Raw genomic sequence first — 23,158 nt, 5'->3', positions numbered from 1 at the left:
ATCGATACCGTCCGCCCGGCTGCTAGCCCGGCCGGACGGCGTCCCAGCCCACGGTGATCTCGCCGAGGCGCCACCGGGCCGGCCCGTCCAGCAGCGGCCAGCCGTCCGCCCTCAGGGCCGAGCACGTCGCCAGCCAGCGCTGACGGTTGCCGAAGGGCGCGAGCGGTGCGGCGTCGAGCCACGCCCTGTCCAGGGCGCGGAGGTATCCGTGCACGCGTTCGCCGTCGACGTTGCGGTGGATCAGTGCCTTGGGCAGGCGCTCGGCGACGTCGGACGGGAGGACGAACGCCCCGAAGCGCAGCGAGATGCTCAGGGAGACCGGGCCCTCACGTGTCAGCGAGATCCACGTCGAGCGCCGGCCGATCTCGTCGCACGTGCCGTCGATGAACAGGCCGCCGGGCGCCAGCCGCGTACGCACCTCGTCCCAGTAGGCGGCGTACTCGTCCTCGGCGTACTGGCGCAGCACGTTGAACGCCCGCACCACCGTGGGCCTCCTGCCGTCCAGCGGCAGCTCGAAACCACCCTGCCGGAAGCTGAGGCCCGGCACGGCGAGGGGATCCGCGGCGGTCACCCGGGCGGGGTCGATCTCGATCCCGACCACCTCGACGTCGTCGCGCACGGACCTCAGGCGCGTGAACATCTCCACTGCCGTGACGGGGGCGGCCCCGTAGCCGAGGTCCACCACGAGCGGATCGGCCGCGCGGCGGAGGCGGTAGCCCTGGGGGCCCGCCAGCCAGCGGTCCGTGCGGCGGAGGCGGTTGGGGTTGGTGGTGCCGCGGGTGATGGCCCCGAGAGGTCTCGGGGGACGGGGACGCGGAGGCACCCATCAAGGGTAGGGCACCGCCGCAGGACCGCCGGTACGGGACCCGTTCCCGCAGCCCGTAACGCTGGGGCGGCAGCATGACCGCCGGGGCCCGATACGGCAGACTGGGACCATGACCTACACACTGATCCTGCTACGTCATGGGCAGAGCGAATGGAACGAGAAGAACCTCTTCACCGGCTGGGTGGATGTGGCGCTCACGGAGAAGGGCCGCGAGGAGGCGACCCGCGGCGGTCACCTGCTGACCGAGGCCGGGATCCTTCCCGACATCGTCTACACGTCCCGGCAGAAGCGGGCCATCATCACCGCCAACCTCGCGCTCGAGGCCGCCGACCGCAGCTGGATCGATGTGAAGCGCAACTGGCGCCTCAACGAGCGCCACTACGGGGCGTTGCAGGGCAAGGACAAGGCCCAGACCCTCGCCGAGTTCGGCGAGGAGCAGTTCATGGAATGGCGCCGGTCCTACGACACCCCGCCGCCGCCGCTGGATGACGCCAGCGAGTACTCCCAGGCCGGCGATCCGCGGTATGCGGACCTCGGCGACGACGTCCCCCGCACCGAGTGCCTCAAGGACGTCCTCGAACGCTTCCTGCCCTACTGGGAGTCCGACATCACGGTGGACATCAAGGCCGGCAGGACCGTCCTGATCGCCGCGCACGGCAACTCGCTCCGTGCCCTCGTGAAGCACCTCGACGGCATCAGCGACAGGGACATCGCGTCGGTGAACATCCCCACGGGCATCCCGCTGGTCTACGAGCTCGACGAGGACCTCCGACCCGTCAAGGCCGGCGGCACCTACCTCGACGCCGACGCCGCGGCTGCGGCGATCGAAGCCGTCGCGAACCAGGGCAAGCACTAGCCGGACGGCAGAAAGGAACGACGGCGGTCCCCGGAAGGGGCCGCCGTCGTTCCTGTCCGGTCGTGGGTCAGTTCAGCGGTGCGCTGGGCTGCCACTCACCGGTGACGAGGTACGTGACCTTCCGGGCCACCGAGACGCCGTGGTCGGCGAAGCGCTCGTAGTAGCGGCTCGCGAGGGTGACGTCCACCGTCGTCGGCGCGCTCTCCTTCCAGTCCTCCGACGCGACAGTGCGGAACACGCTGGCGTGCAGCTCGTTCACACGGGCGTTGGCGACGTTGATCTCGTTGCCGAGGTCCAGGTTGCGTGTCTCGAGGAGCTCCGTGACCTTCGCCGCGATCTCCACGTCGAGCGAGGCGAGCTCGTCGAAGGTGGCCCGGATGCTCTCGGGGATGACGTTCGCGGGGAAGCGCAGGCGGGCGAGCTGCGCCACGTGGCGGGCGAGGTCCCCCATGCGTTCCAGTGACGCGCTCATCCGCAGCGCGCCGACGATCATGCGCAGGTCGGAGGCCACGGGACCCTGCAGGGCGAGGATGTCGATCGCACGCTCGTCGAGGGAGTTCTGGAGGAAGTCGATGCGCGCGTCGGCGGCGATGACCTCCTGCGCGAGCTCGGTGTCGGCGGTCTGGAAGGCGCTGTTGGCCCTCTGGATCGCCTCGGACACGAGCTGCGAGATCTCGATCAGCTCCTCGCCGATCTGATGTAGCTCGGCCTGAAAAACCTTACGCACGTAGGCGTCCTTCCCATTTCGTCTTGTCCAACGGTGCACTCCCGCTCGAGCCTTCCAGCCGTCGGTGAACTGATGCTCCGCTTTGTGTGAACGTTAGTTGAACCACCTGTCCATTGCCACCGGATGGGGCGGGGCCGGAAACGGCAGAGCATAAGCTAGGTCCGTGGACCCCCTACTCCTGACGCTCGTGGCCGGGCTGGTCGGCCTGGCCCTCGGCGTGAGCGGCATGGCGGCGTTCCGCGCCAGCGAGGCGCAGCGGATCCGGCTCCTCTACGAGGACGAGCCGTCCCTGCCCGACGGCGCTGCGGAGGTCCTGTCCATCATCGGCAGGGCCTACGTGATCGTGGACGCGATCGACGGCGTCGTCCGCGCGAGTCCCGCGGCCTACGCCTTCGGTCTCGTGCGCGGGCACACCGTGGTCCATGCGGAACTGCTCGAGCTCACGGCCCGCGTGCGGCGCGACGGCGTGATCGAGCAGCAGCAGCTCGAGCTTCCCCGCGGGCCCCTCGGCAGGAGCACGATCGTGGTCCAGGTCCGCGTCGCGGCCCTCGGCGCCGAGTACATCCTGATCCTCGCCGACGACCGCACGGAGATCACCCGGACCGAGGAGATCCGCAACGACTTCGTCGCCAACGTCTCCCACGAACTGAAGACACCGGTGGGCGCCATCTCCCTCCTCGCCGAGGCCATCGACGACGCCGCCGAGGACGAGGTCGCGGTGCGCCGCTTCGCGCAGCGCATGCACAAGGAATCGGGCCGGCTGTCGGCCCTCGTGCAGGACATCATCGAGCTCTCCCGCCTCCAGGGCGCCGACGTGGTCCGCCGCGGCAAGGCGGTGGACATCAACTCGGTCATCGCCGAGGCCGTGGACCGCAACAAGCTGCCCGCCGAGAGCAAGGGGATCGAGATCGTGGTCGGCGGTGCCGTGGCCGCGCCCGTGTTCGGCGACCGCGACCTGCTCATGACGGCGTTCCGCAACCTCATCGACAACGCGATCCGCTACTCGCCGGAGGGCACGCGCGTGGGGGTCGGCGTCCGATCCCGTGACGGACTCGTGCAGGTCTCGGTGACGGACCAGGGCACCGGGATCACGCCGGAGGAGCAGGAGCGCATCTTCGAACGGTTTTACCGGATCGACGCCGCGCGATCCCGGCAGACCGGCGGTACCGGTCTCGGCCTGAGCATCGTCAAGCACGTCGTCTCGAACCACGGCGGCGAGGTGACGGTGTGGTCGCAGGCCGGGCAGGGCAGCACGTTCACAGTCCGGCTCCCCGAGATGGAGGCGAGCGCGGACGACGACGACGGCGCCGCGGGCGGATCGGCGACCGACGCGGGCAGGGGTGCCGGACAGGGCGCCGACAGGAAGTCAGTGAAGAAGGGCAGCACCGCTGCCCATGAGCAGGGAGTCAAGGCTTGAGCCGCATTCTGATCGTCGAGGACGAGGAGTCCTTCAGCGACCCGCTGTCCTACCTCCTCGGCAAGGAAGGCTTCGAGGTGTCCGTCGTGGACAACGGCCTCGATGCCATCACCGAGTTCGACCGCTCCGGCGCGGACCTCGTGCTGCTGGATCTCCAGCTGCCGGGGCTCTCCGGGACCGAGGTGTGCCGACAGCTGCGCCAGCGCTCGAGCGTCCCGGTCATCATGCTGACGGCCAAGGACGCGGAGATCGACAAGGTGGTGGGCCTCGAACTCGGCGCCGACGACTACGTGACCAAGCCGTACTCCTCCCGCGAACTCGTGGCGCGCGTCCGCGCGGTGCTCCGCCGCCAGGGCGAACCCGAGGAGCTGATCTCCAACACCATCCAGGCGGGCCCGGTCCGGATGGACATCGAGCGCCACGTGGTGAGCGTCGACGGCGAGCAGGTGGCGCTGCCGCTGAAGGAGTTCGAGCTGCTCGAGATGCTGCTCCGGAACTCCGGCCGGGTCCTGACCCGCGGGCAGCTAATCGACCGCGTCTGGGGATCGGACTACGTGGGGGACACCAAGACCCTGGACGTGCACGTCAAGCGCCTCCGCGGCAAGGTGGAGCCGGACCCGTCCAACCCGCGGTACCTCATCACCGTCCGCGGCCTCGGGTACAAGTACGAGCCCTGACCGCCGCCGTCGGACCGCCTCCGGACGCAGAACTGCCCGCCCCCGATTCCCCGGGGACGGGCAGTTCTGCGTCGATGCGGTCCCGCGACGGGGCTAGTGCCCGCCCTCGGCTTCGCCGCCTCCGGTGGTGCCACCCCCGGCAGCGCCGCCCTCGCCCTCCGCGGCCTCCTCGGTCGCGGCGGGCTCGCTGGGACGCGGCGTGTAACCGCCGGGAACGTACTCGCGGTACTCCTCGAGCGTGCCGTCGAGGACCGGCACCTCGAAGACGGCCTGCTCGCCCTCGACGTCGAACTCGACGTCGATCAGGGAGCCGGGGATGTCCTCGACGCCGTCGAGCGTGGCGTCGTCGGAGGACTCCTCCTCGAACCTGAACTGGCCCTGGCCGTCGATCGTGATGCTCGTGGATGCACCGCCGGCGCGGATGGAGAGGTCCACGGGCTCGTCGCTGGTGTTGAACACGGTCCCGACCAGGCGGCCGGCCGTCTCGTCGTCGCGACCGACGATGAGGATGTTGCGCAGGAGTACCGGTCCGAGGTCCTTGACGATGCCGTCCGACGCCGCATACGGCGCCGTCGTCGACTGGTCGACGGTGAAGCTGCAGCCCGAGACGCCCAGCGTCAGCAGCACGGCGCCGGCAGCAACGGCCTGCTGCACTCGGTTCTTCGGTGCACTATTCACAGCACAAACTCCTGGGGGTTCAACAGGTGGGACAGATGGGTAATCCGGAGCGGACCTACCGAACAGACTATCGGCAAGACCGCCGAAGCGTGGTGTCGGATCCGTCGGACACCGGGGCCCCGGATCACGGGAATGCGCCCTCGTCAAGGGGCGCATCATAGTTCTTTCCCCTTGTTTCGGCCGTCTGACCTGCGAAAACGCGGAGTCGGCGTGTCGTTACCGTGATAAACTGGTTCCCGGGAAAGGGGAAAGTCCACATGGTTTTTGAGGTCGGCGAAACAGTTGTCTACCCTCACCACGGCGCAGCCAAGATCGAAGAGATCAAGATGCGCGTCATCAAGGGCGAAGAGAAGATGTATCTCAAGCTCAAGGTGGCACAGGGTGATCTGACGATAGAAGTACCAGCAGAGAACGTTGACCTCGTAGGGGTTCGCGACGTGGTCGGCAAGGAAGGCCTCGAGCACGTGTTCGACGTCCTACGAGCCGAATTCACGGAAGAGCCCACCAACTGGTCGCGCCGCTACAAGGCCAACCTCGAGAAGCTCGCCTCCGGCGACGTCATCAAGGTCGCCGAAGTGGTCCGTGACCTGTGGCGCCGCGACCACGACCGCGGACTGTCGGCCGGAGAGAAGCGGATGCTCGCGAAAGCGCGGCAGATCCTGATCTCCGAGCTCGCACTCGCGGAGAAGACGGACGAAGAAAAGGCTGCCAGCGTCCTCGACGACGTCCTCGCCTCCTAGGGGACGGGCCGGCCACGGAAGAGGGACCCTCGGGTCCCTCTTTTGCGTTCCCCTGGCATAGGGTGACGGGGTGTCCGAGAAGAAGCCTGCCGTCCGCGCCGAGGTCGGCGTCGTCATCGTGGCCGCCGGCTCGGGGCAGCGGCTGGGGCAGGGGATACCGAAGGCGCGCGTCCTCTGCGCCGGGCGCACCCTCCTGGAGCACTCCCTCGCCGCGGTCGTCGCGTCGGAGGTCGCAGCCTGCGTGGTCGTGGTCCTCCCGCAGGACGACGCCGTCCTGTCCGCCGTGGTCGCCGATGCCGCCGGGCGGGCCGGGGGATCACCGACGATCCTCGCGGTGACCGGCGGCACCACCCGGACCGCCTCCGTGAGCGCGGGACTCGAGGCCCTTCCGCCGTCTGCCGGCGTGGTCCTGGTCCACGACGCCGCCCGTGCACTCACGCCTCCGGACGTGTTCCGGCGCGTTGCCGGCGCCGTCGCCGCGGGCGCCCCCGCCGTCATCCCGGTGCTGCCGGTGGTGGACACGGTCAAGGTGGTGGAGGGCGACATCGTCACGGCGACGCCCGACCGTTCCGCGCTGCGCGCCGTGCAGACCCCCCAGGGATTCGACGCCGGGATGCTCCGTGCCGCGCACGCGGACATCGACCCGGACGATCCCACGATCACCGACGACGCCATGTTGATGGAAGCGCGCGGATCGGCGGTGCGGGTCGTCGAGGGGGACCCCCTCGCCTTCAAGGTCACCACCCCCCTCGACCTCGTCATCGCCGAGGCCGTGCTCGCACCGGGATCATCCGGGGCTGCGCCCGGTCCCGAGCACGGCCGTCGTACGTCCGGTCGGGGTTCCGCCGGCGTCCCCGGCGTGACCGGTTGAGCCCCCACCCCTACCAGCACCAGGAGCGGCCATGTACCTGAGCGAGCACACCCATCTCCCGCGGACCGGGATCGGCGTCGACGTCCATGCCTTCGCACCCGAGGAAGCCCCCGCTCCGCTGTGGCTCGCGGGCCTGCTCTGGGACGGGGAGCGGGGGCTGTCGGGCCACTCCGACGGCGACGCCGTGGCGCACGCCGCAGCGGACGCCCTGTTCTCCGCCGCGGGTGTCGGCGATCTGGGCACCCACTTCGGCACCGACCGTCCCGAGTACGCCGGCGCCCCGGGTGCGACGCTGCTCGCGGCCGCCGCCTCGATCGTGCGCGATGCCGGGTTCGACATCGGGAACATCGCCGTCCAGCTCATCGGCAACCGGCCGAAGTTCGCACCCCGCCGTGCCGAGGCGGAAGCGGTCCTGTCCGACGCCGCCTCAGCCCCCGTCAGCATCTCCGCCACGACCACCGACGGGCTCGGACTGACCGGCCGGGGGGAGGGCATCGCCGCGATCGCGACCGCCGTCGTCGTGCGCGCGCGCCCCCGCGGCACGTCCGCCGCACCGGAGCACGCGACCGCCCCGGTGTCGGAGCGCTGAGAGCACCCACCCGGGTGGACCCGCCCGCCCCCGGAACGCCTGGCCCGCCCCGCCGCGCCGGCGGTACGGCCTGTTCCTGCGACGCCGACCGTCCGCGGCCTCCGGGTAATCTGGACCGGTGAGCCTGCGATTCTATGACACAGCCCGCGCCGAGGTGCGCCCCTTCCAACCCCTCGAGCCGGGCAGGGCGAGCCTCTACTACTGCGGTGCCACGGTGCAGGGCATGCCGCACGTCGGCCACGTGCGGTCGGCGATCGCGTTCGACCAGCTCACGCGGTGGCTCGAGGCACGCGACCTCCGCGTCACGGTGGTGCGGAACGTGACGGACATCGACGACAAGATCCTCGCCAAGTCCGAGGACTCGTTCCGGGAGGGCGCCGGCGGGGAGGACCCGTCCGTGGTGCCCGAGGAGCAGTGGTGGGCTCTCGCGTACCGATTCGAGCGGGAGTTCCACCGCGCGTATGCGGCCCTCGGCGTCCGCCCGCCCACGTACGAGCCGCGCGCCACCGGCCACATCCCCGAGATGCACGCCCTCATCCAGCTGCTGATCGACCGCGGTCACGCCTACCCCGCGCCGGACGGCTCCGGCGACGTCTACTTCGACGTCAGGTCCTGGCCCTCCTACGGTTCGCTCACGCGCCAGGACATCGACGACATGCAGGCCGCGCCCGACGCCGACCCCCGGGGGAAGAAGGACCCGCGCGACTTCGCGCTGTGGAAGGGCTCGAAGGACACGGACCCGACGAGCGCCTCCTGGTCGAGTCCGTGGGGTGCTGGCCGCCCCGGCTGGCACCTCGAGTGCTCGAGCATGGTCACGAAGTACCTCGGCACCGAGTTCGACATCCACGGCGGCGGCCTCGACCTGCGGTTCCCGCACCACGAGAACGAGATGGCGCAGTCCCAGGCCGCCGGACACGCGTTCGCCCGCTTCTGGATGCACAACGGGATGGTGACCTACGGCGGCGAGAAGATGTCGAAGTCGATCGGCAACACCGTCAGCCCCCAGGAGATGATCGACGCCGCAGGCCCCCGCGTGGTGCGCTACTACCTCGGCCAGGCCCACTACCGCTCCGTGCTCGACTACCGCGGGACGTCCCTGCAGGAAGCCGCCGCGGCCGTCGCGCGCATCGACGGCTTCATCGCCAAGGCCTCCGCGCGGGTAGGCGCCCCGACGCGCGGCCCCGTCCGTGCCGTCGACCTCCCTGCCGCGTTCGCGGACGCCATGGACGACGACCTCAACGTGCCGCAGGCCCTCGCCGTGCTCCACACCACGGTGCGCAGCGGGAACACCGCGCTCGCGGCGGGCGAGGACGACGCCACGAGGGCGAACCTCGGCGCCGTCGCCGCCATGACGGCGGTCCTCGGACTCGACGACGCCGGGGACGCCGTCGCAGGGTCGGCCGCGGGCGGCGCGGCCGCGAGGGCGCTGGAAGCCCTGGTCGAGGACCGGATCGTCGCCCGGACGGAGGCGCGGCGGGCCCGGGACTGGGCGCAGGCCGACGCCATCCGCGACGGGCTCACCACCGCCGGCATCACCCTCGAGGACTCCGCGGACGGCGTCCGCTGGTCGCTCGCAGGGGATTAGCGGCTCCCTTCCGGTCCGCCCCCGGCACGTGCTGATGCACGTGCCGGGGCGGACCACCGCCTCCGCGTAAACTGGAGGTGATTCTTCCTCTATCTATGAAGGTGTTCTTCCATGGCCAGTCACGGACGTCCAGGCGCGGTTCGCAAAACGAAGAAGGGCCCCACCATCGGCACCGGCGGCCACGGGCGCAAGTCGCTCGAGGGCAAGGGACCCACCCCGAGGGCGGAGGACCGCCCGTACCACAAGGCGTACAAGAACAAGGAGCTCGCGGAGCGCTCGGCAGCCAAGCGGGACGGCAAGGGCGCAGGCACCGGTCGCACCAAGGGCAAGGCCGCCGAGGAAGTCGTCACGGGCCGCAACTCCGTGGTGGAGGCGCTGCGGGCGGGCATCCCCGCGAAGGCCCTCCACGTCGCCATCCGGATCGAGATGGACGACCGCGTCCGCGAGTCGCTGAAGATGGCCGCCGATCGCGGCATCCCCGTCATGGAGACCGGCAAACCGGAACTCGACCGCATGACGGACGGCGCGGTGCACCAGGGACTCATGCTGCAGATCCCACCCTACGAGTACGCCGACGCGCTGGACCTCGTCGACGAGACCATCGAGCGGTACCGGCGCGGCCACATCGGCAACGCCCCGCTGTTCGTCGCACTGGACGGCATCACCGACCCCCGCAACCTCGGCGCCATCATCCGCTCGGCGTCGGCCTTCAGCAGCCACGGCGTGATCGTGCCCGAGCGCCGCTCGGTCGGTGTGACGGCCTCAGCCTGGAAGACCAGTGCCGGTGCCGCCGTGCGCGTGCCCGTGGCCCGCGTGGGCAACCTCAACTCGGCGCTCAAGGCCTTCAAGGACAAGGGCATCTTCGTCCTCGGGCTCGACGGCGACGGCGACGTCTCGCTGCCCGAGCTCTCGCTCGGCCGCGACCCCATCTGCATCGTCGTCGGTTCGGAGGGCAAGGGTCTCTCCCGGCTCGTGCGCGAGAACTGCGACCAGATCGTGTCCATCCCCATCGATTCCGCCATGGAGTCGCTCAACGCGTCGATGGCGGTGGGAATCACGCTCTACGAGGTGTCCCGCCAGCGTTCCTCCTGACCGGCCGCGCATGACGAACCCCGCACCGCTGCCACCCGCCTCCCGGGAGTTCCCGCTCGGGCTCCACGCCGTCAAGGGCGACTGGGGGTCGGACACGCATGCCAACGCAGCGGTCTGGGCGCCCGCCGTCACCTCCATGGACGTCCACTGGCGCCGCACGGACGGCTCCTGGACCTCCGAGACGCTCGTGGGACTCGACGGCGGCGTCCACCACGGCGTCGTGGGTCCCCTGGCGCCCGGCGCCCCGTACGCCTTCTGGCCCACGGGCCAGGACCTGCCCGGCCCGGCAGGGAAGGCACAGCTGCTCCTCGACCCCTACGCCCGGGCGATCGAGACCGTCCGGACAGATGCAGGGACGGACGAGGGTTCGTCGCGCTCCTACTACTCGGTGTTCCTGGAGCACGCCTTCGACTGGGGCGCGAGCGAACGCCCCCGCACCCCGTGGCGGGACACCGTCATCTACGAAGCCCACGTCAAGGGGCTCACGAAACTCCACCCCGACGTGCCCGAGGAGCTCCGCGGGACCTACGCCGGACTGGCCCACCCAGCCATGGTGGGGTACCTCCGCGACCTCGGCGTGACCGCCGTCCAGCTCCTCCCGATCCACTTCCACATCGACGAACCGCACCTCGAACCCCTCGGCCTCAGCAACTACTGGGGCTACAACACCCTCGGGTTCTTCGCGGCCCACACCGACTACGCCACCGACGCAGCGCGGGCGGCAGGACCCTCGGCCGTGCTCGACGAGTTCAAGGGCATGGTCCGGACGCTGCACGAGGCGGGCCTCGAGGTCCTCCTCGACGTCGTCTACAACCACACCGCCGAAGGCGACCAGCACCGCCCCGCGCTGTGCTGGCGCGGGCTGGGGGACCTCGACTACTACCGGCACGACTCCGCGGGCCGGTACGTCGACACGACCGGCTGCGGCAACAGCCTCGACTTCTCCCAGCCCAGGGTCGTCGAGTTCGCGCTGGACTCGCTGCGGTACTGGGTGGAGGAGTTCCAGATCGATGGCTTCCGCTTCGATCTCGCCGTCACCCTCTCCCGCGACGAGCACAATGCGTTCACGCCGAGGCACCCGTTCCTCGTGGCCGTCGGCGCCTCCCGCACCCTCCGCGGCACCAAGCTCATCGCCGAGCCGTGGGACATCGGGCCCGACGGCTGGCAGACCGGCCGGTTCCCCGTGGGCTGGGCGGACTGGAACGACCGCTTCCGCGACACCGTCCGCGACTTCTGGCTGCACGACGTCGCCGCCATCGGGCGCGGAGACACAGGATCCTCGCCGGCGCGCCTCGCCGGGTGCCTCGCCGGTTCCACCGAGACCTTCGCACCGTCCGGCCGCAACCCGCTCGCCTCGGTCAATCTCGTGACCGCGCACGACGGCTTCACCCTCGCGGACCTCACCTCCTACGAGCGCAAGCACAACGAGGCCAACGGCGAGGGCAACCGCGACGGCCACAACGACAACCACAGCTACAACCACGGGGCCGAGGGGCGCACCGAGGACGAGGCGATCCTGGCCCGCCGCGAGCGCAGCGCCCGCAACATCATGGCGTCGCTGCTCATCTCGCTGGGCGTCCCCATGCTGACCGCAGGGGACGAGCTGGGGCGGACGCAGGGCGGCAACAACAACGCCTACTGTCAGGACAACGAGCTCGCCTGGGTGCACTGGCCCGACGACGCCGCATCGCGCCGCATGCTCGACGCGACCCGCACGCTGCTGTCCATCCGCAGGGACTTCCTCGCCGGGCAGCCCCCCACGTTCCCCTCCCGCGGCGACCAGTCCACGCTGCTGTGGTTCAACACCGCAGGCCTGCCGATGACGGCCCAGGAATGGAACGACCCGCGGACCAGGACGGTGCAGCTCCTCCTCGCGTCGACGGGCGGGAGGATCAACGGGCTCGTGGTGATCAACGGCTCCCTCGAGGACACGCGCATCCACCTGCCCTCGGCATGGACCGCCCAGGGCGAGGGCACCGAGGGAGACCCGCCACGCTGGTTCAGTCCCACGTTCGACTCCGCAGCCCCCGGCCCGATCCCGGGCACGAGGCGGCTGCACGCGGGCGACAGAGACACGGTGGCAGCCGCTTCGGTGCGCATCTACCGCTGCTGACGCAGCCCGTGGCGGGACGCCTGCTCCGGCCTGTGCCCCCGCCGTCGTTCCCACCTTCCCGGCGCGAGGGCCCGCCCATCAGCAGCTGATCCGGGCACGGCCCGCAGCCGGACCGCAGGAACCAGGAACGACGACGGGGCCGACGGCCTCCGGGATCAGCCGGTCCTGAGGGAACAGACAGTATCCGCGGACGACAGGAGCCCGGGACCGTACGGTCCCGGGCTCCTGTCGTCCGGAGGACTGCTCAGGCGTTGACGATGAGTCCCAGCTCGGCCCTCGTGGCGAGGGTCGAGTGCTTGGGCAGCACACGCACGGTGTACCCGAAGGACCCGGAGTGGTCGATCCGGATGGCGCCCGTGAACAGGTACCGTCCGCTGCCCAGACTCTCGGCCACCTCGAGGTCCTCGACCGTGACGTCGCTCAGCTCGTCGCTCTCGAGGGCGCGGCCGTAGGCCACCTCCACGGACACGTCGTCAGGGTTCAGCCCGCCGAGCGACACGTAGGCGTTCACGGTCAGCGAGTCCCCGATCTGCGGATCCTCGGAGACGCCCGTGGAGTCCACGTGCTCCACCTGCACGGCCGGCCAGCTGCCCTGGACACGGGAGCGCCAGGCCGCCGTCCTCTTCGCGAGGGAGAACGAGTCCGCGGCGGCCTCCTGCCCGGCGCGCCAGGCGGGTCGGTAGAGCTTGTCCACGTAGTCCTGCAGCATGCGCTCCGCGGACACCGCGGGTCCGAGCGTCGCCATCGTGTGCTTGATCATCGCGATCCACTGGTGCGGGACGCCGTCCTGCGAGAGCTCGGACGGTCCGGCCGCACCGGCACCCTCCGCGGGAACCAGCGAGTAGAACCGGGGCCCCACCTGGGTCTCGAGGAGGTCGTACAGGGCCGCGGCCTCGATGTCGTCGCGCTCGTCGGCGGACGCGCCGTTGTTCGCGGTCGGGATGGCCCAGCCGTTGTCGCCGTCGTACATCTCGTCCCACCAGCCGTCGAGGACGGACAGATTGAGGCCGCCGTTGATCGCGGCCTTCATCCCCGAGGTACCACAGGCCTCGAGGGGGCGCAGCGGGTTGTTCAGCCAGACGTCGCAGCCCGGGAAGAGCGTGCGGGCCATCGCGATGTCGTAGTTGGGCAGGAAGACGATGCGGTGGCGAACCTCGGGGTCGTCGGTGAAGCGCACCAGATCCTGGATCATGCGCTTGCCCTGCTCGTCGGCGGGGTGCGACTTGCCGGCGATCACGAGCTGGATGGGGTGCTCCGGATGCAGCAGCAGCGCCTTGAGCCGGGCCGGGTTGCGCAGCATCAGCGTGAGGCGCTTGTACGTCGGCACGCGGCGGGCGAACCCGATCGTCAGGACGTCCGGATCGAGGACGGAGTCGGTCCAGGCGAGTTCGGCGTCGGCGGCCCCGCGCTTCTTCCACGAGGAGCGCAGGCGCTGGCGGACGTCGTCGACCAGGTTGGAGCGGAGGCTCCGGCGCAGCGCCCAGATGTCCGTGTCCGGGACGTCGTAGACCTTGTCCCACTGGGGATCGAGGATGGACTCCGCGCCGAAGTGGCTGCGGGCGAAGTCGGCGATCTGGGGGTCGACCCAGCTCGGGACGTGCACGCCGTTGGTCACCGACGTGATGGGGACCTCGCGGGAGTCGAAGCCCGGCCAGAGACCGGAGAACATGCCGCGGGACACCTCACCGTGCAGCTTCGCGACGCCGTTGGCGCGCTGCGCCAGGCGCAGGCCCATGACGGCCATGTTGAACTTCGTCGGATCGCCGTCCGCGTAGTTCTCCGCCCCGAGGGCCAGCACGCGATCCGTGGGCACGGACGGCGCGAGACCGGCGTGGAAGAAGTGCTCGATCTGGGCGCGGTCGAAGCGGTCGATGCCGGCCGGTACCGGGGTGTGGGTGGTGAACACGGTGGACGCGCGGCCGGCGGTGAGCGCCTCCTCCCAGCTCATCGGCGACGCGTTGGAGGGATCCATCAGTTCGCGGATGCGCTCGATGCCGAGGAACCCGGCGTGACCCTCGTTGGTGTGGAACACCTCCGGGGCGGGTGTCCCGGTGAGTCGCTGGAAGATCCGCAGCGCCTTGACGCCACCCATCCCGAGGAGCAGCTCCTGCTGGAGGCGCTGGTCCCCGCCGCCGCCGTACAGGCGGTCGGTGACGTCGCGCGCGGCGTCGTCGTTCTCGGCGACGTTGGAGTCCAGGAGCAGGAGGGGGACCCGGCCGACGTCGGCGCGCCAGATGTGCGCCGACAGCTGCCGGCCGTTGGGCAGGGGCAACACCACCTTCGCGGCGGAGCCGTCCTCCTCACGGAGGAGCGTCAGTGGCAGCCCGTCCGGGTCGAGCACGGGGTAGGTCTCCTGCTGCCAGGCATCGCGGGAGAGGGACTGCTTGAAGTAGCCGGCCTGGTAGAGCAGGCCGACGCCGATGAGGGGGACGCCGAGGTCGGAGGCGGACTTGAGGTGGTCACCGGCCAGGATGCCGAGGCCGCCGGAGTACTGGGGGAGGACGGCGCTGATGCCGTACTCGGGGGAGAAGTAGGCGATGCTGCGGGGAGCGTCCTCGCCGAGGCTCTGGTACCAGCGCGGTTCGGTGAGGTAGCTCTCGAGGTCGGCGCCGACCTCCTGGATGCGCCGCACCAGCTTCTCGTCGGCCGCGAGCTGCTGCAGCCGCTCCCGCGTGACGGAGCCGAGGAAGGACACCGGATCGTGCCCGCTCTCGTCCCAGAGGGCGGGGTCGATCTCCTCGAACAGGCGCGAGGTCGGCAGATGCCACGACCAGCGCAGGTTGCCCGCGAGCTTGCCCAGCGGGGCGATGTTCTCGGGGAGGACGGTTCGGACGGTAAATCTACGGATGGCCTTCACCCCGGAAACGGTAGCGCACTTGTTCGCGCCTGAGGGAGGCCGCTGCGTAAACGCTTGCGTGTTACAGGAAAGGCCTTGACGTTACGCCAAGCCTCCTTAGCAATTCGGTCCATAACTCGCTAACGTGACTCGGGTGACCACTACCGATCAGAACCGAAATGCCCAGTATCCCGAGGGCCTGCGCTTCGGCCGCATCCCCATCACGGCGGTCAGTCCCGTCATCGAGGACGGCCGCTTCCCCGCCAAGGGCATCCCGGGCTCCGACATCGCCGTGGGTGCCACCGTCTTCAGGGAGGGGCACGACCAGCTGGGCGTGTCCGCCGTCCTCCAGGATCCCCGCGGCAAGGAGGTGCAGCGCGTCCGCATGACGCCGGTCGGATCAGGCCTCGACCGTTGGGCCGGGACCCTCACCCCCCGCACCAGGGGCCTGCACACGTTCACCATCGAAGGGTGGTCGGACCTCTTCGGAACCTGGGAGCACGACGCCACCATCAAGATCGCCGCCGGCGTCGACGTCGAGCTGATGCTCATGGAGGGCGCCGCCCTCTTCACCCGAGCGGCAGGCGAACGGACCGCCCGCGACGCGGCACTGTTCCGCCGCACCGCCGAGGCGCTGGCCGACACCACCCGGAGCGTCGAGGCCCGCCTCGCGTCAGGGCTCACCCCCCAGATCCACGAGGCCATCGCCCGCCAGCCCATCCGTTCGCTCGTGACCGTCTCGCCGGCGTACCCCATCCTCGTGGAGCGCGAACTGGCGGGACGTGCCGCCTGGTACGAGTTCTTCCCCCGGTCCGAGGGCGCCACCTACAACCCCGAGACGGCGGAGTGGACCTCGGGCACCTTCCGCGAGGCGACGAAGCGGCTCGACGCCGTCGCGGCCATGAACTTCGACGTCGTGTACCTGCCGCCGATCCACCCGATCGGCCGGACGCACCGCAAGGGACCCAACAACACGCTCACGGCCGGCCCCGCCGATCCCGGCTCGCCCTGGGCGATCGGGTCGGCCGACGGCGGCCACGACGCCATCCACCCCGACCTCGGCACCTTCGAGGACTTCGACGCCTTCGTGGCACGGGCCAACGAGCTGGATCTCGAGGTCGCGCTGGACCTGGCCCTGCAGGCCGCACCCGACCACCCCTGGGTCGAGAGCCACCCCGAATGGTTCACCACGCGCGTGGACGGATCCATCGCCTACGCGGAGAACCCTCCGAAGAAGTACCAGGACATCTACCCGATCAACTTCGACAACGACCCGAAGGGCCTGTCGAAGGAGGTCCTGCGGATCGTCCTGATGTGGATCCAGCACGGCGTGAAGATCTTCCGCGTGGACAACCCGCACACCAAGCCGGTGCAGTTCTGGGAGTGGCTCATCGCGCGGGTGAACAGGAAGCACCCCGACGTGATCTTCCTCGCCGAGGCGTTCACGCGCCCGCCGATGATGCACGCCCTCGGGCGCGCCGGGTTCCAGCAGTCGTACTCCTACTTCACGTGGCGCAACACGAAGACGGAGCTGGAGGAGTACTTCACCGAGATCAGCCAGGTGTCCCCGGCGTACTTCCGGCCCAACTTCTTCGTGAACACGCCCGACATCCTCACCGAGTACCTCCAGTACGGCGGACCGGCCGCCTTCAAGATCCGCGCCGTGCTCGCCTCCATGGCCAGCCCGCTCTGGGGCGTGTACTCGGGCTACGAACTGTTCGAGCATGTTGCCCGGCCCGGGGCCGAGGAGTACATCGACAACGAGAAGTTCCAGTACCGCCCCCGCGACTACGCCGCCGCCGAGGCGGAGGGCCGCTCCCTGGCTCCCTTCATCACCCGGCTCAACGCGATCCGCCGGGCGCACCCCGCACTCGGGGACCTCGAGAACCTCACCGTCCACAGCAGCACCGATCCGGCCACCGTGGTCTTCGTCAAGACCAAGCAGACCGCGGAGGGCAAGGACACCATCATCGTCGTCGTCAACGTGGACCCGCATAGCACGCGGGAGAGCACGGTGTCGCTGGATCTCGGGCAGCTCGCCCTCGACGCCGCCGACCTCGACGGGAACGGTATGTTCCTCGTGGACGACCTCGTCACGGGTCAGACCTTCACCTGGGGCGAGCACAACTACGTCCGGCTCGATCCCCACGTGGAACCCGCCCACATTCTCTCGATCAGGAGGCAGCACTAGTGCCCAACCCCTTCCAGCTCAATGCACCTGGACTGGCCCACGACCCCCACTGGTACCGCAAGGCGGTCTTCTACGAGGCACTGGTCCGGGGATTCGCCGATGCAAACGGGGACGGCTCCGGTGACCTGTCGGGTCTCATCGAGAAGATGGACTACCTCCAGTGGCTCGGCGTGGACTGCCTGTGGCTCCCGCCGTTCTTCAAGTCGCCGCTGCGCGACGGCGGGTACGACATCTCGGACTACTACGACGTCCTCGACGAGTTCGGCTCCCTCGGCGATTTCAAGCGGCTCGTCGCCGAGGCACACGCGCGCGGGGTCCGGGTCATCATCGACCTGCCCATGAACCACACCTCCGACCAGCACCACTGGTTCCAGGAGTCACGCCGGGATCCCGAGGGCCCGTACGGCGACTTCTACGTGTGGAGCGACACGGACGAGAAGTACGAGGACGCGCGCATCATCTTCGTGGACACGGAGGAGTCGAACTGGACGTTCGACCCGGTGCGCCGGCAGTTCTTCTGGCACCGCTTCTTCAGCCACCAACCGGACCTCAACTTCGAGAACCCCAAGGTGCAGGAGGCCATCTTCGACGTCGTGAAGTTCTGGCTCGACCAGGGCATCGACGGCTTCCGGGCCGACGCCATCCCCTACCTGTTCGAGGAGGAGGGCACCAACTGCGAGAACCTGCCGAAGACCCACGAGTTCCTCAAGCGGCTCCGCAAGATGGTGGACGAGAACTACCCGGGCCGCGTGATCATCGCCGAGGCCAACCAGATGCCGGACGAGGTGGTCGAGTACTTCGGTGACGAGGACTCCCCCGAGTGCCACATGTCCTTCCACTTCCCGATCATGCCGAGGCTCTTCTACGCGCTGCGCGACCAGAAGGCCGCCCCGATCATCGAGACCATGAAGGACACCCCGGACATCCCCGCGGGCGCCCAGTGGGGCACCTTCCTGCGCAACCACGACGAGCTCACCCTCGAGATGGTCACCAACGAGGAACGCGAGGCGATGCTCGGCTGGTACGCGCCGGACCCCAGGATGCGCGCCAACGTGGGCATCCGCCGTCGTCTCTCCCCGCTGCTCGACAACTCCCGTGCGGAGGTCGAGCTGATCCACGCCCTGCTGCTGTCCCTGCCCGGAAGCCCCTTCCTGTACTACGGGGACGAGATCGGCATGGGTGACAACATCTGGCTCGAGGACCGCGACGCCTCGCGGACCCCGATGCAGTGGAACCCGGACCGCAACGCCGGCTTCTCCCCGGTGGACCCCGGCAAGCTGTACCTGCCGGTCGTGCAGTCGCTCGTCTACCACTACAACCACGTGAACGTCGAAGCGCAGATGGCCACGTCCAGCTCGCTGCTGCACTGGGTCCGCCAGATGCTCGCGGTGCGCAAGGCGCACCCGGCCTTCGGCCTGGGTGCCTACCGCAACGTCCCGGTGGAGTCGGAGCACGTCCTGGCCTTCGTCCGGGAGGTCGACGAGGACAACGCCGAGGGGGAGCCGGCGGAGTCGGTGCTGTGCGTCTTCAACCTCTCGCAGCACCCCGTCGCGGCACACATGCGCCTGCCGGAGTTCGCGGGCCGCGGCCTGCGGGACCTGTTCGGCGGCTCGATCTTCCCGGCGTTCGCCGAGGACGGCGAGATGACCCTGACCCTGGGCAGCCACGACTTCTTCTGGCTGCGGGTGCGCTCGGCGAGCTCCAACACGTCCTCGCCGCACACCCAGTCGATGCCCGTCATCGCGATGTCGGAGGCCACCAGATGACGGCGGCCCACGTGCCGTTCGTCCCGGAGATCCTCACCGAATGGCTCCCGTCCCAGCGGTGGTTCCCGGCCAAGGGCCCGTCGGTGGATCTGACGGTCGTCGGCGGGACGGTCCTCGAGGACCCCTCGGGCGCCGCGGGCTTCGAGGTGCACTTCCTGGCCGTCGACTCCGGGCGGCGCACCGACGTCGTCAGCGTGCCGATCAGTTACCGCTCCGCACCGCTCGAGGACGCCGCAGCGGGCCTCATCGGGCAGGTGGAGCATCCTGAGCTGGGGACCCGATGGGCGTATGACGCGACCCAGGACGCCGACTTCGTGCGCCTCTGGGTCGATTTCCTCCTCACCGGTGCCGCAACGCCCGACGGCCGGTTGACCGGCGTCGTCATCAAGGCGCCCGCGGACCAGGAACCGGGCACCGTCCAGCCCGTGAAGGTCCTGCAGGGCGAGCAGTCGAACACCTCCGTGGTCTACGGGTCCGGTGCGGGCTCGATGATCGTCAAGTTCTTCCGGGTGCTCGCCGCAGGGGAGAGCCCGGACGTGCAGATCAGCGCCGGCCTCACCGCCGGCGGATCCACCGACACCCCCGACACGTTCGGCTGGATCACGGGCACATGGCAGGAACCGCACGGCGAGCCGGGCCACCACGTGACGGGTCACGTCAGCGTGCTGCGCGACTTCGTCGAGGGCAGTACCGACGCCTGGCGCACCGCGTCGGCCGCGGCGTCGGCCGCCACCGATTTCACGGACGAGGCGCGTGGGCTCGGCCGTGCCGTGGCGAGGATCCACCGTCAGCTCGACGGCGCATTCGGCAGCCGCACGGCCACCGCGGCGGAGGCGCAGGAGTTCAAGGACTCCCTCGCGCACCGCATCCGGTGGGCCTGGGAGGAGGCAGGCGACGCCGTCGGTCCCCTGGGCGACGAGGTGGACAGCATCCTCCGCCAGATCGAGACACTGGAGGACATCCCTCCGCTGCAGCGCATCCATGCCGACCTCCACCTCGGCCAGGTGCTGCAGGCCCCCGACGGCACGTGGCTCGTCATCGACTTCGAAGGTGAGCCGCTCCGGCCCACCGCCGAGCGCAGCGTCCCCGACGTCCCCGTGCGCGACGTCGTCGGGATGGTCCGGTCCCTCGAGTACGCAGCGGCATCGCGTGGCGCGGCCCCCGTCCGGTCGTCCGAGGCCGCCGTGACCGAGCAGTGGTCCGACGCCGCCCGGGAGGCCTTCCTCGCGGGATACGCCGAGGAGGCCGGGGCGCCCGTGGACACCACGGGGCCGCTGTTCCGGGCGCTCTGGCTCGACAAGGCCCTGTACGAGGTCGTCTACGAAATCCGCAACAGGCCGGACTGGGTCGAGATGCCCGTCCGGGATGTCCGACGCGCGCTGGGGAACCAGCCCGGTGCGGACGCAACGAAAGCAGCTGACATGAAATCTTCGAAGAAGTCCGGGCCCGACGACGGCGCCGGCGAGGCACCCCTCGCGAAAGCCGCGAAGGCCGTCGCCGGAACCGCGAAGGCCGTGGCGGAGAAGGCGAAGGCCGCGACCGCCGAGGTCGCCGACAAGGCACGCGAGGTCGGCTCCCCCTCCGGGAAGGCGACGTCCGCCGAGGCCGCGGACGCACGTCCCACTCCCGCGCCCGTGGAGCAGTCCGTCCTCCAGCAGGTGTCGGAGGGCGTGTACCACCAGCCCCATGCCGTGCTGGGCGCCCACCTGAACGACGACGACGTCGTCACCGTCCGGACGCTGCGCCGCCTGGCCCGGTCCGTCGTCGTCGTCACCGGCACGGGCCGCACCGAGCTGACGCACGAGCACAACGGCATCTGGGTCGGAGCGCTCCGGGCCGAGAACCCCGGCCATGTCCCCGACTACCGGCTCGAGGTGACCTACGAGGGCGATGCGGTCATCGTCGACGACCCCTACCGGTTCCTGCCGACGCTCGGCGAGATCGACATGCACCTGATCGGCGAGGGCCGCCACGAGACGCTGTGGACGGCGCTCGGTGCGCACGTCCGCCACTACTCGTCCGTGCTCGGTGACATCGAGGGCGTGTCCTTCGCGGTCTGGGCCCCGAACGCCCGTGCCGTGCAGGTCATGGGTGACTTCAACGGCTGGGACGGCAGCGTCAACGCGATGCGCGCCCTCGGCAGTTCGGGGATCTGGGAGATCTTCATCCCCGGGGCCGGCGCAGGTACCTGCTACAAGTTCCATATCCTCGGCAGCGACGGACAGTGGCGCGAGAAGGCCGACCCCATGGCGCGCGGTACCGAGATCCCGCCGCTCACCGGCTCCAAGGTCGTGGAGTCCACCTACACGTTCGAGGACGACGAGTGGATGCAGGCCCGCGCGGCCACCGACCCCCACAACGGTCCGATGAGCGTGTACGAGGTGCACCTCGGTTCATGGCGCCAGGGATTGAGCTACCGGGAGCTGGCCGAGCAGCTCGTGGAGTACGTCTCCTGGCAGGGCTTCACCCATGTGGAGCTCATGCCCGTCGCGGAACACCCGTTCGGCGGTTCATGGGGCTACCAGGTCACGTCCTACTTCGCGCCGACCTCGCGCTTCGGGTCGCCGGACGACTTCAAGTACCTGATCGACAAGCTCCACCAGGCCGGGATCGGCGTGATCATGGACTGGGTCCCCGCCCACTTCCCGAAGGACGCCTGGGCGCTGGCGAACTTCGACGGCGGCACGCTGTACGAGCACGGCGACCCGTTCCTCGGTGAGCACCGTGACTGGGGAACACTGATCTTCGACTTCGGCCGCCGGGAGGTCCGCAACTTCCTGGTCGCGAACGCCCTGTACTGGCTCGAGGAGTTCCACATCGACGGCCTCCGCGTCGACGCCGTCGCGTCGATGCTGTACCTGAACTACTCCCGCGAGGAGGGTCAGTGGCGTCCGAACAAGTTCGGCGGCCAGGAGAACCTCGAGGCCATCTCCTTCCTGCAGGAGGTCAACGCGACCGCCTACAAGCGGGCTCCGGGCATCGTGATGGTGGCCGAGGAATCGACGGCCTTCGACGGGGTCACGCGGCCCACGAGTGCCGGCGGCCTCGGGTTCGGCATCAAGTGGAACATGGGCTGGATGCACGACACCCTCGAGTACATCTCCGAGGACCCGATCAACCGGGTGCATCACCACGGCAAGGCCACATTCTCCATGGTGTACGCGTACACCGAGAACTTCATGCTGCCCATCAGCCACGACGAGGTCGTGCACGGCAAGGGCTCGCTCCTGCGGAAGATGCCCGGCGACCGCTGGCAGCAACTGGCCAACGTACGCGCCTACCTCGCGTTCCAGTGGGCGCACCCCGGCAAGCAGCTGATCTTCATGGGGTCGGAGTTCGCGCAGGAGGCCGAGTGGGCCGAGCAGCACAGCCTCGACTGGTGGCTCACCGAGACTCCGTCGCACAAGGGGGTCCAGCACCTGGTCCGGTCCCTGAACGCCCTCTACCGGGAGACCCCGGCACTGTATGCGCGGGACAACGAGCCGGCCGGCTTCCAGTGGATCGACGAGAACGACGGCGAGCACAACACGCTGTCCTTCATCCGATGGGACCACCAGGGCAACCCGATCGTGTGTATCGCCAACTTCGCCGGCGGCCCGCACGAGGGGTTCCGTGTGGGCCTGCCGTGGGCGGGGGAGTGGACCGAGGTCCTCAACACCGACGCGGAGGAGTTCGGCGGCTCCGGAGTGGGGAACCTCGCCCCGATCACCGCGCGGGAGGGCGCCCACAACGGGCAGCCCGCATACGGCGATGTCCGTGTGCCGCCGCTCGGTGTGCTGTACCTGAAGCCCGCCACCTCCTGACCCGGCGCGCGTGACGACGGCGGCGGTTCCCTCGCAGAGGGAGCCGCCGCTGCTTTGCATCCACCCATGGGCGGTGCTACTGTTGATATCCGCGCTGATGAAGTCATCTGGTCGGCCGACAACCACAGAACCCGGGTACCGATCCCGTCCGTAAGGGCTGGAACAGAGTCCAGGACGTGGGAACCGGCCGATTTGGAGAACGGAAGCGGCGGGGGTAGGCTTGTGAAGTTGCTTCGGAGCGAGGACATGACGGTTTGGTTGTGTTTGGTGCCGGTAGCTGCTGTTGTTTGAGAACTCAATAGTGTGCCAAGTTTGTTGATACCGATTGTTTTTTGATTGGTTGAATTTGCTGGTTGCCGCATTCTGTGTGGTGGCTGGTTTTTTTGGCTGG

Annotated in this window: 16 protein-coding genes; 12 read left to right on the top strand and 4 right to left on the bottom strand. The window is 69.5% G+C overall.

Translation table 11 applies throughout. The annotated features are described in order from the left end of the window. Positions 1-22: 22 nt before the first annotated feature. The gene (locus ACX80N_RS06685; protein WP_459338775.1) at positions 23-823 is read right to left on the bottom strand and encodes a class I SAM-dependent methyltransferase; all 801 of its coding nucleotides are present in this window, start codon (positions 821-823) and stop codon (positions 23-25) included. Positions 824-935: 112 nt separating this feature from the next. On the opposite strand from ACX80N_RS06685, the gene ACX80N_RS06680 reads away from it, so the two are divergent. Continuing rightward, a complete protein-coding gene (locus ACX80N_RS06680; protein ID WP_105032627.1) occupies positions 936-1,682 on the top strand; it encodes a phosphoglyceromutase in 747 nt (248 codons plus the stop codon). 67 nt (positions 1,683-1,749) lie between these two features. On the opposite strand, the gene phoU is transcribed toward ACX80N_RS06680, so the two are convergent. Continuing rightward, positions 1,750-2,409 carry a phosphate signaling complex protein PhoU gene (gene phoU / locus ACX80N_RS06675; RefSeq protein WP_105032628.1) on the bottom strand — a complete coding sequence of 220 codons (660 nt, stop codon included), beginning with the start codon at positions 2,407-2,409 and terminating at the stop codon, positions 1,750-1,752. A gap of 163 nt (positions 2,410-2,572) precedes the next feature. Here phoU and ACX80N_RS06670 point away from each other — a divergent pair, with 163 nt between their 5' ends. Then, positions 2,573-3,826: a sensor histidine kinase gene (locus ACX80N_RS06670; RefSeq protein ID WP_105032629.1), complete on the top strand. Its 1,254-nt coding sequence runs from the start codon at positions 2,573-2,575 to the stop codon at positions 3,824-3,826. After that, positions 3,823-4,503, top strand: a complete 681-nt coding sequence (locus ACX80N_RS06665; protein WP_105032630.1) for a response regulator transcription factor — start codon at positions 3,823-3,825, stop codon at positions 4,501-4,503. The genes ACX80N_RS06670 and ACX80N_RS06665 overlap by 4 nt, the downstream gene beginning before the upstream one ends. A gap of 93 nt (positions 4,504-4,596) precedes the next feature. On the opposite strand, the gene ACX80N_RS06660 is transcribed toward ACX80N_RS06665, so the two are convergent. Then, entirely contained in the window at positions 4,597-5,181 is a 585-nt protein-coding gene (locus tag ACX80N_RS06660; protein ID WP_459338774.1) for a hypothetical protein, read from the bottom strand. Between the two features lie 257 nt (positions 5,182-5,438). Here ACX80N_RS06660 and ACX80N_RS06655 point away from each other — a divergent pair, with 257 nt between their 5' ends. The 6 genes from ACX80N_RS06655 (at position 5,439) to glgX (ending at position 12,171) form a co-directional block, all read left to right on the top strand. Continuing rightward, entirely contained in the window at positions 5,439-5,921 is a 483-nt protein-coding gene (locus ACX80N_RS06655) for a CarD family transcriptional regulator (RefSeq protein ID WP_104049001.1), read from the top strand. Positions 5,922-5,991: 70 nt separating this feature from the next. After that, positions 5,992-6,792, top strand: coding sequence for a 2-C-methyl-D-erythritol 4-phosphate cytidylyltransferase (gene ispD, locus ACX80N_RS06650; protein ID WP_459338773.1), 801 nt, complete (start codon positions 5,992-5,994; stop codon positions 6,790-6,792). Positions 6,793-6,823: 31 nt separating this feature from the next. Next, positions 6,824-7,381, top strand: a complete 558-nt coding sequence (gene ispF / locus ACX80N_RS06645) for a 2-C-methyl-D-erythritol 2,4-cyclodiphosphate synthase (RefSeq protein ID WP_459338772.1) — start codon at positions 6,824-6,826, stop codon at positions 7,379-7,381. Between the two features lie 118 nt (positions 7,382-7,499). Next, the gene (gene cysS, locus ACX80N_RS06640; protein ID WP_459338771.1) at positions 7,500-8,966 is read left to right on the top strand and encodes a cysteine--tRNA ligase; all 1,467 of its coding nucleotides are present in this window, start codon (positions 7,500-7,502) and stop codon (positions 8,964-8,966) included. A 111-nt stretch (positions 8,967-9,077) separates the two neighbouring features. Beyond that, positions 9,078-10,058 (top strand): 23S rRNA (guanosine(2251)-2'-O)-methyltransferase RlmB, encoded by a 981-nt coding sequence (gene rlmB, locus ACX80N_RS06635; RefSeq protein ID WP_105032635.1) that lies wholly within the window; start codon positions 9,078-9,080, stop codon positions 10,056-10,058. Between the two features lie 10 nt (positions 10,059-10,068). After that, on the top strand, positions 10,069-12,171 hold the full coding sequence (glgX, locus tag ACX80N_RS06630; RefSeq protein WP_459338770.1) for a glycogen debranching protein GlgX: 2,103 nt from the start codon (positions 10,069-10,071) through the stop codon (positions 12,169-12,171). 244 nt (positions 12,172-12,415) lie between these two features. Here the strand turns inward: glgX and glgP are convergent, their stop codons facing one another. After that, positions 12,416-15,028, bottom strand: a complete 2,613-nt coding sequence (gene glgP, locus ACX80N_RS06625; protein WP_459338769.1) for an alpha-glucan family phosphorylase — start codon at positions 15,026-15,028, stop codon at positions 12,416-12,418. 133 nt (positions 15,029-15,161) lie between these two features. On the opposite strand from glgP, the gene ACX80N_RS06620 reads away from it, so the two are divergent. From ACX80N_RS06620 to glgB, 3 genes are read left to right on the top strand one after another with little or no spacing between them, the layout of a single operon-like run. Beyond that, entirely contained in the window at positions 15,162-17,198 is a 2,037-nt protein-coding gene (locus ACX80N_RS06620) for an alpha-1,4-glucan--maltose-1-phosphate maltosyltransferase (protein ID WP_459338768.1), read from the top strand. Then, positions 17,198-18,964 carry a maltose alpha-D-glucosyltransferase gene (treS, locus tag ACX80N_RS06615; RefSeq protein ID WP_459338767.1) on the top strand — a complete coding sequence of 589 codons (1,767 nt, stop codon included), beginning with the start codon at positions 17,198-17,200 and terminating at the stop codon, positions 18,962-18,964. Before ACX80N_RS06620 ends, treS begins: the two co-directional genes overlap by 1 nt. Beyond that, positions 18,961-22,767: a 1,4-alpha-glucan branching protein GlgB gene (glgB, locus tag ACX80N_RS06610; protein ID WP_459338766.1), complete on the top strand. Its 3,807-nt coding sequence runs from the start codon at positions 18,961-18,963 to the stop codon at positions 22,765-22,767. The genes treS and glgB overlap by 4 nt, the downstream gene beginning before the upstream one ends. Positions 22,768-23,158: the final 391 nt, after the last annotated feature.

This window comes from Arthrobacter sp. MDT2-16, from assembly GCF_054510925.1.
The sequence above is the reverse complement of the archived record's forward strand: the minus strand, read 5'-3'. Positions and strand labels throughout refer to the sequence as shown.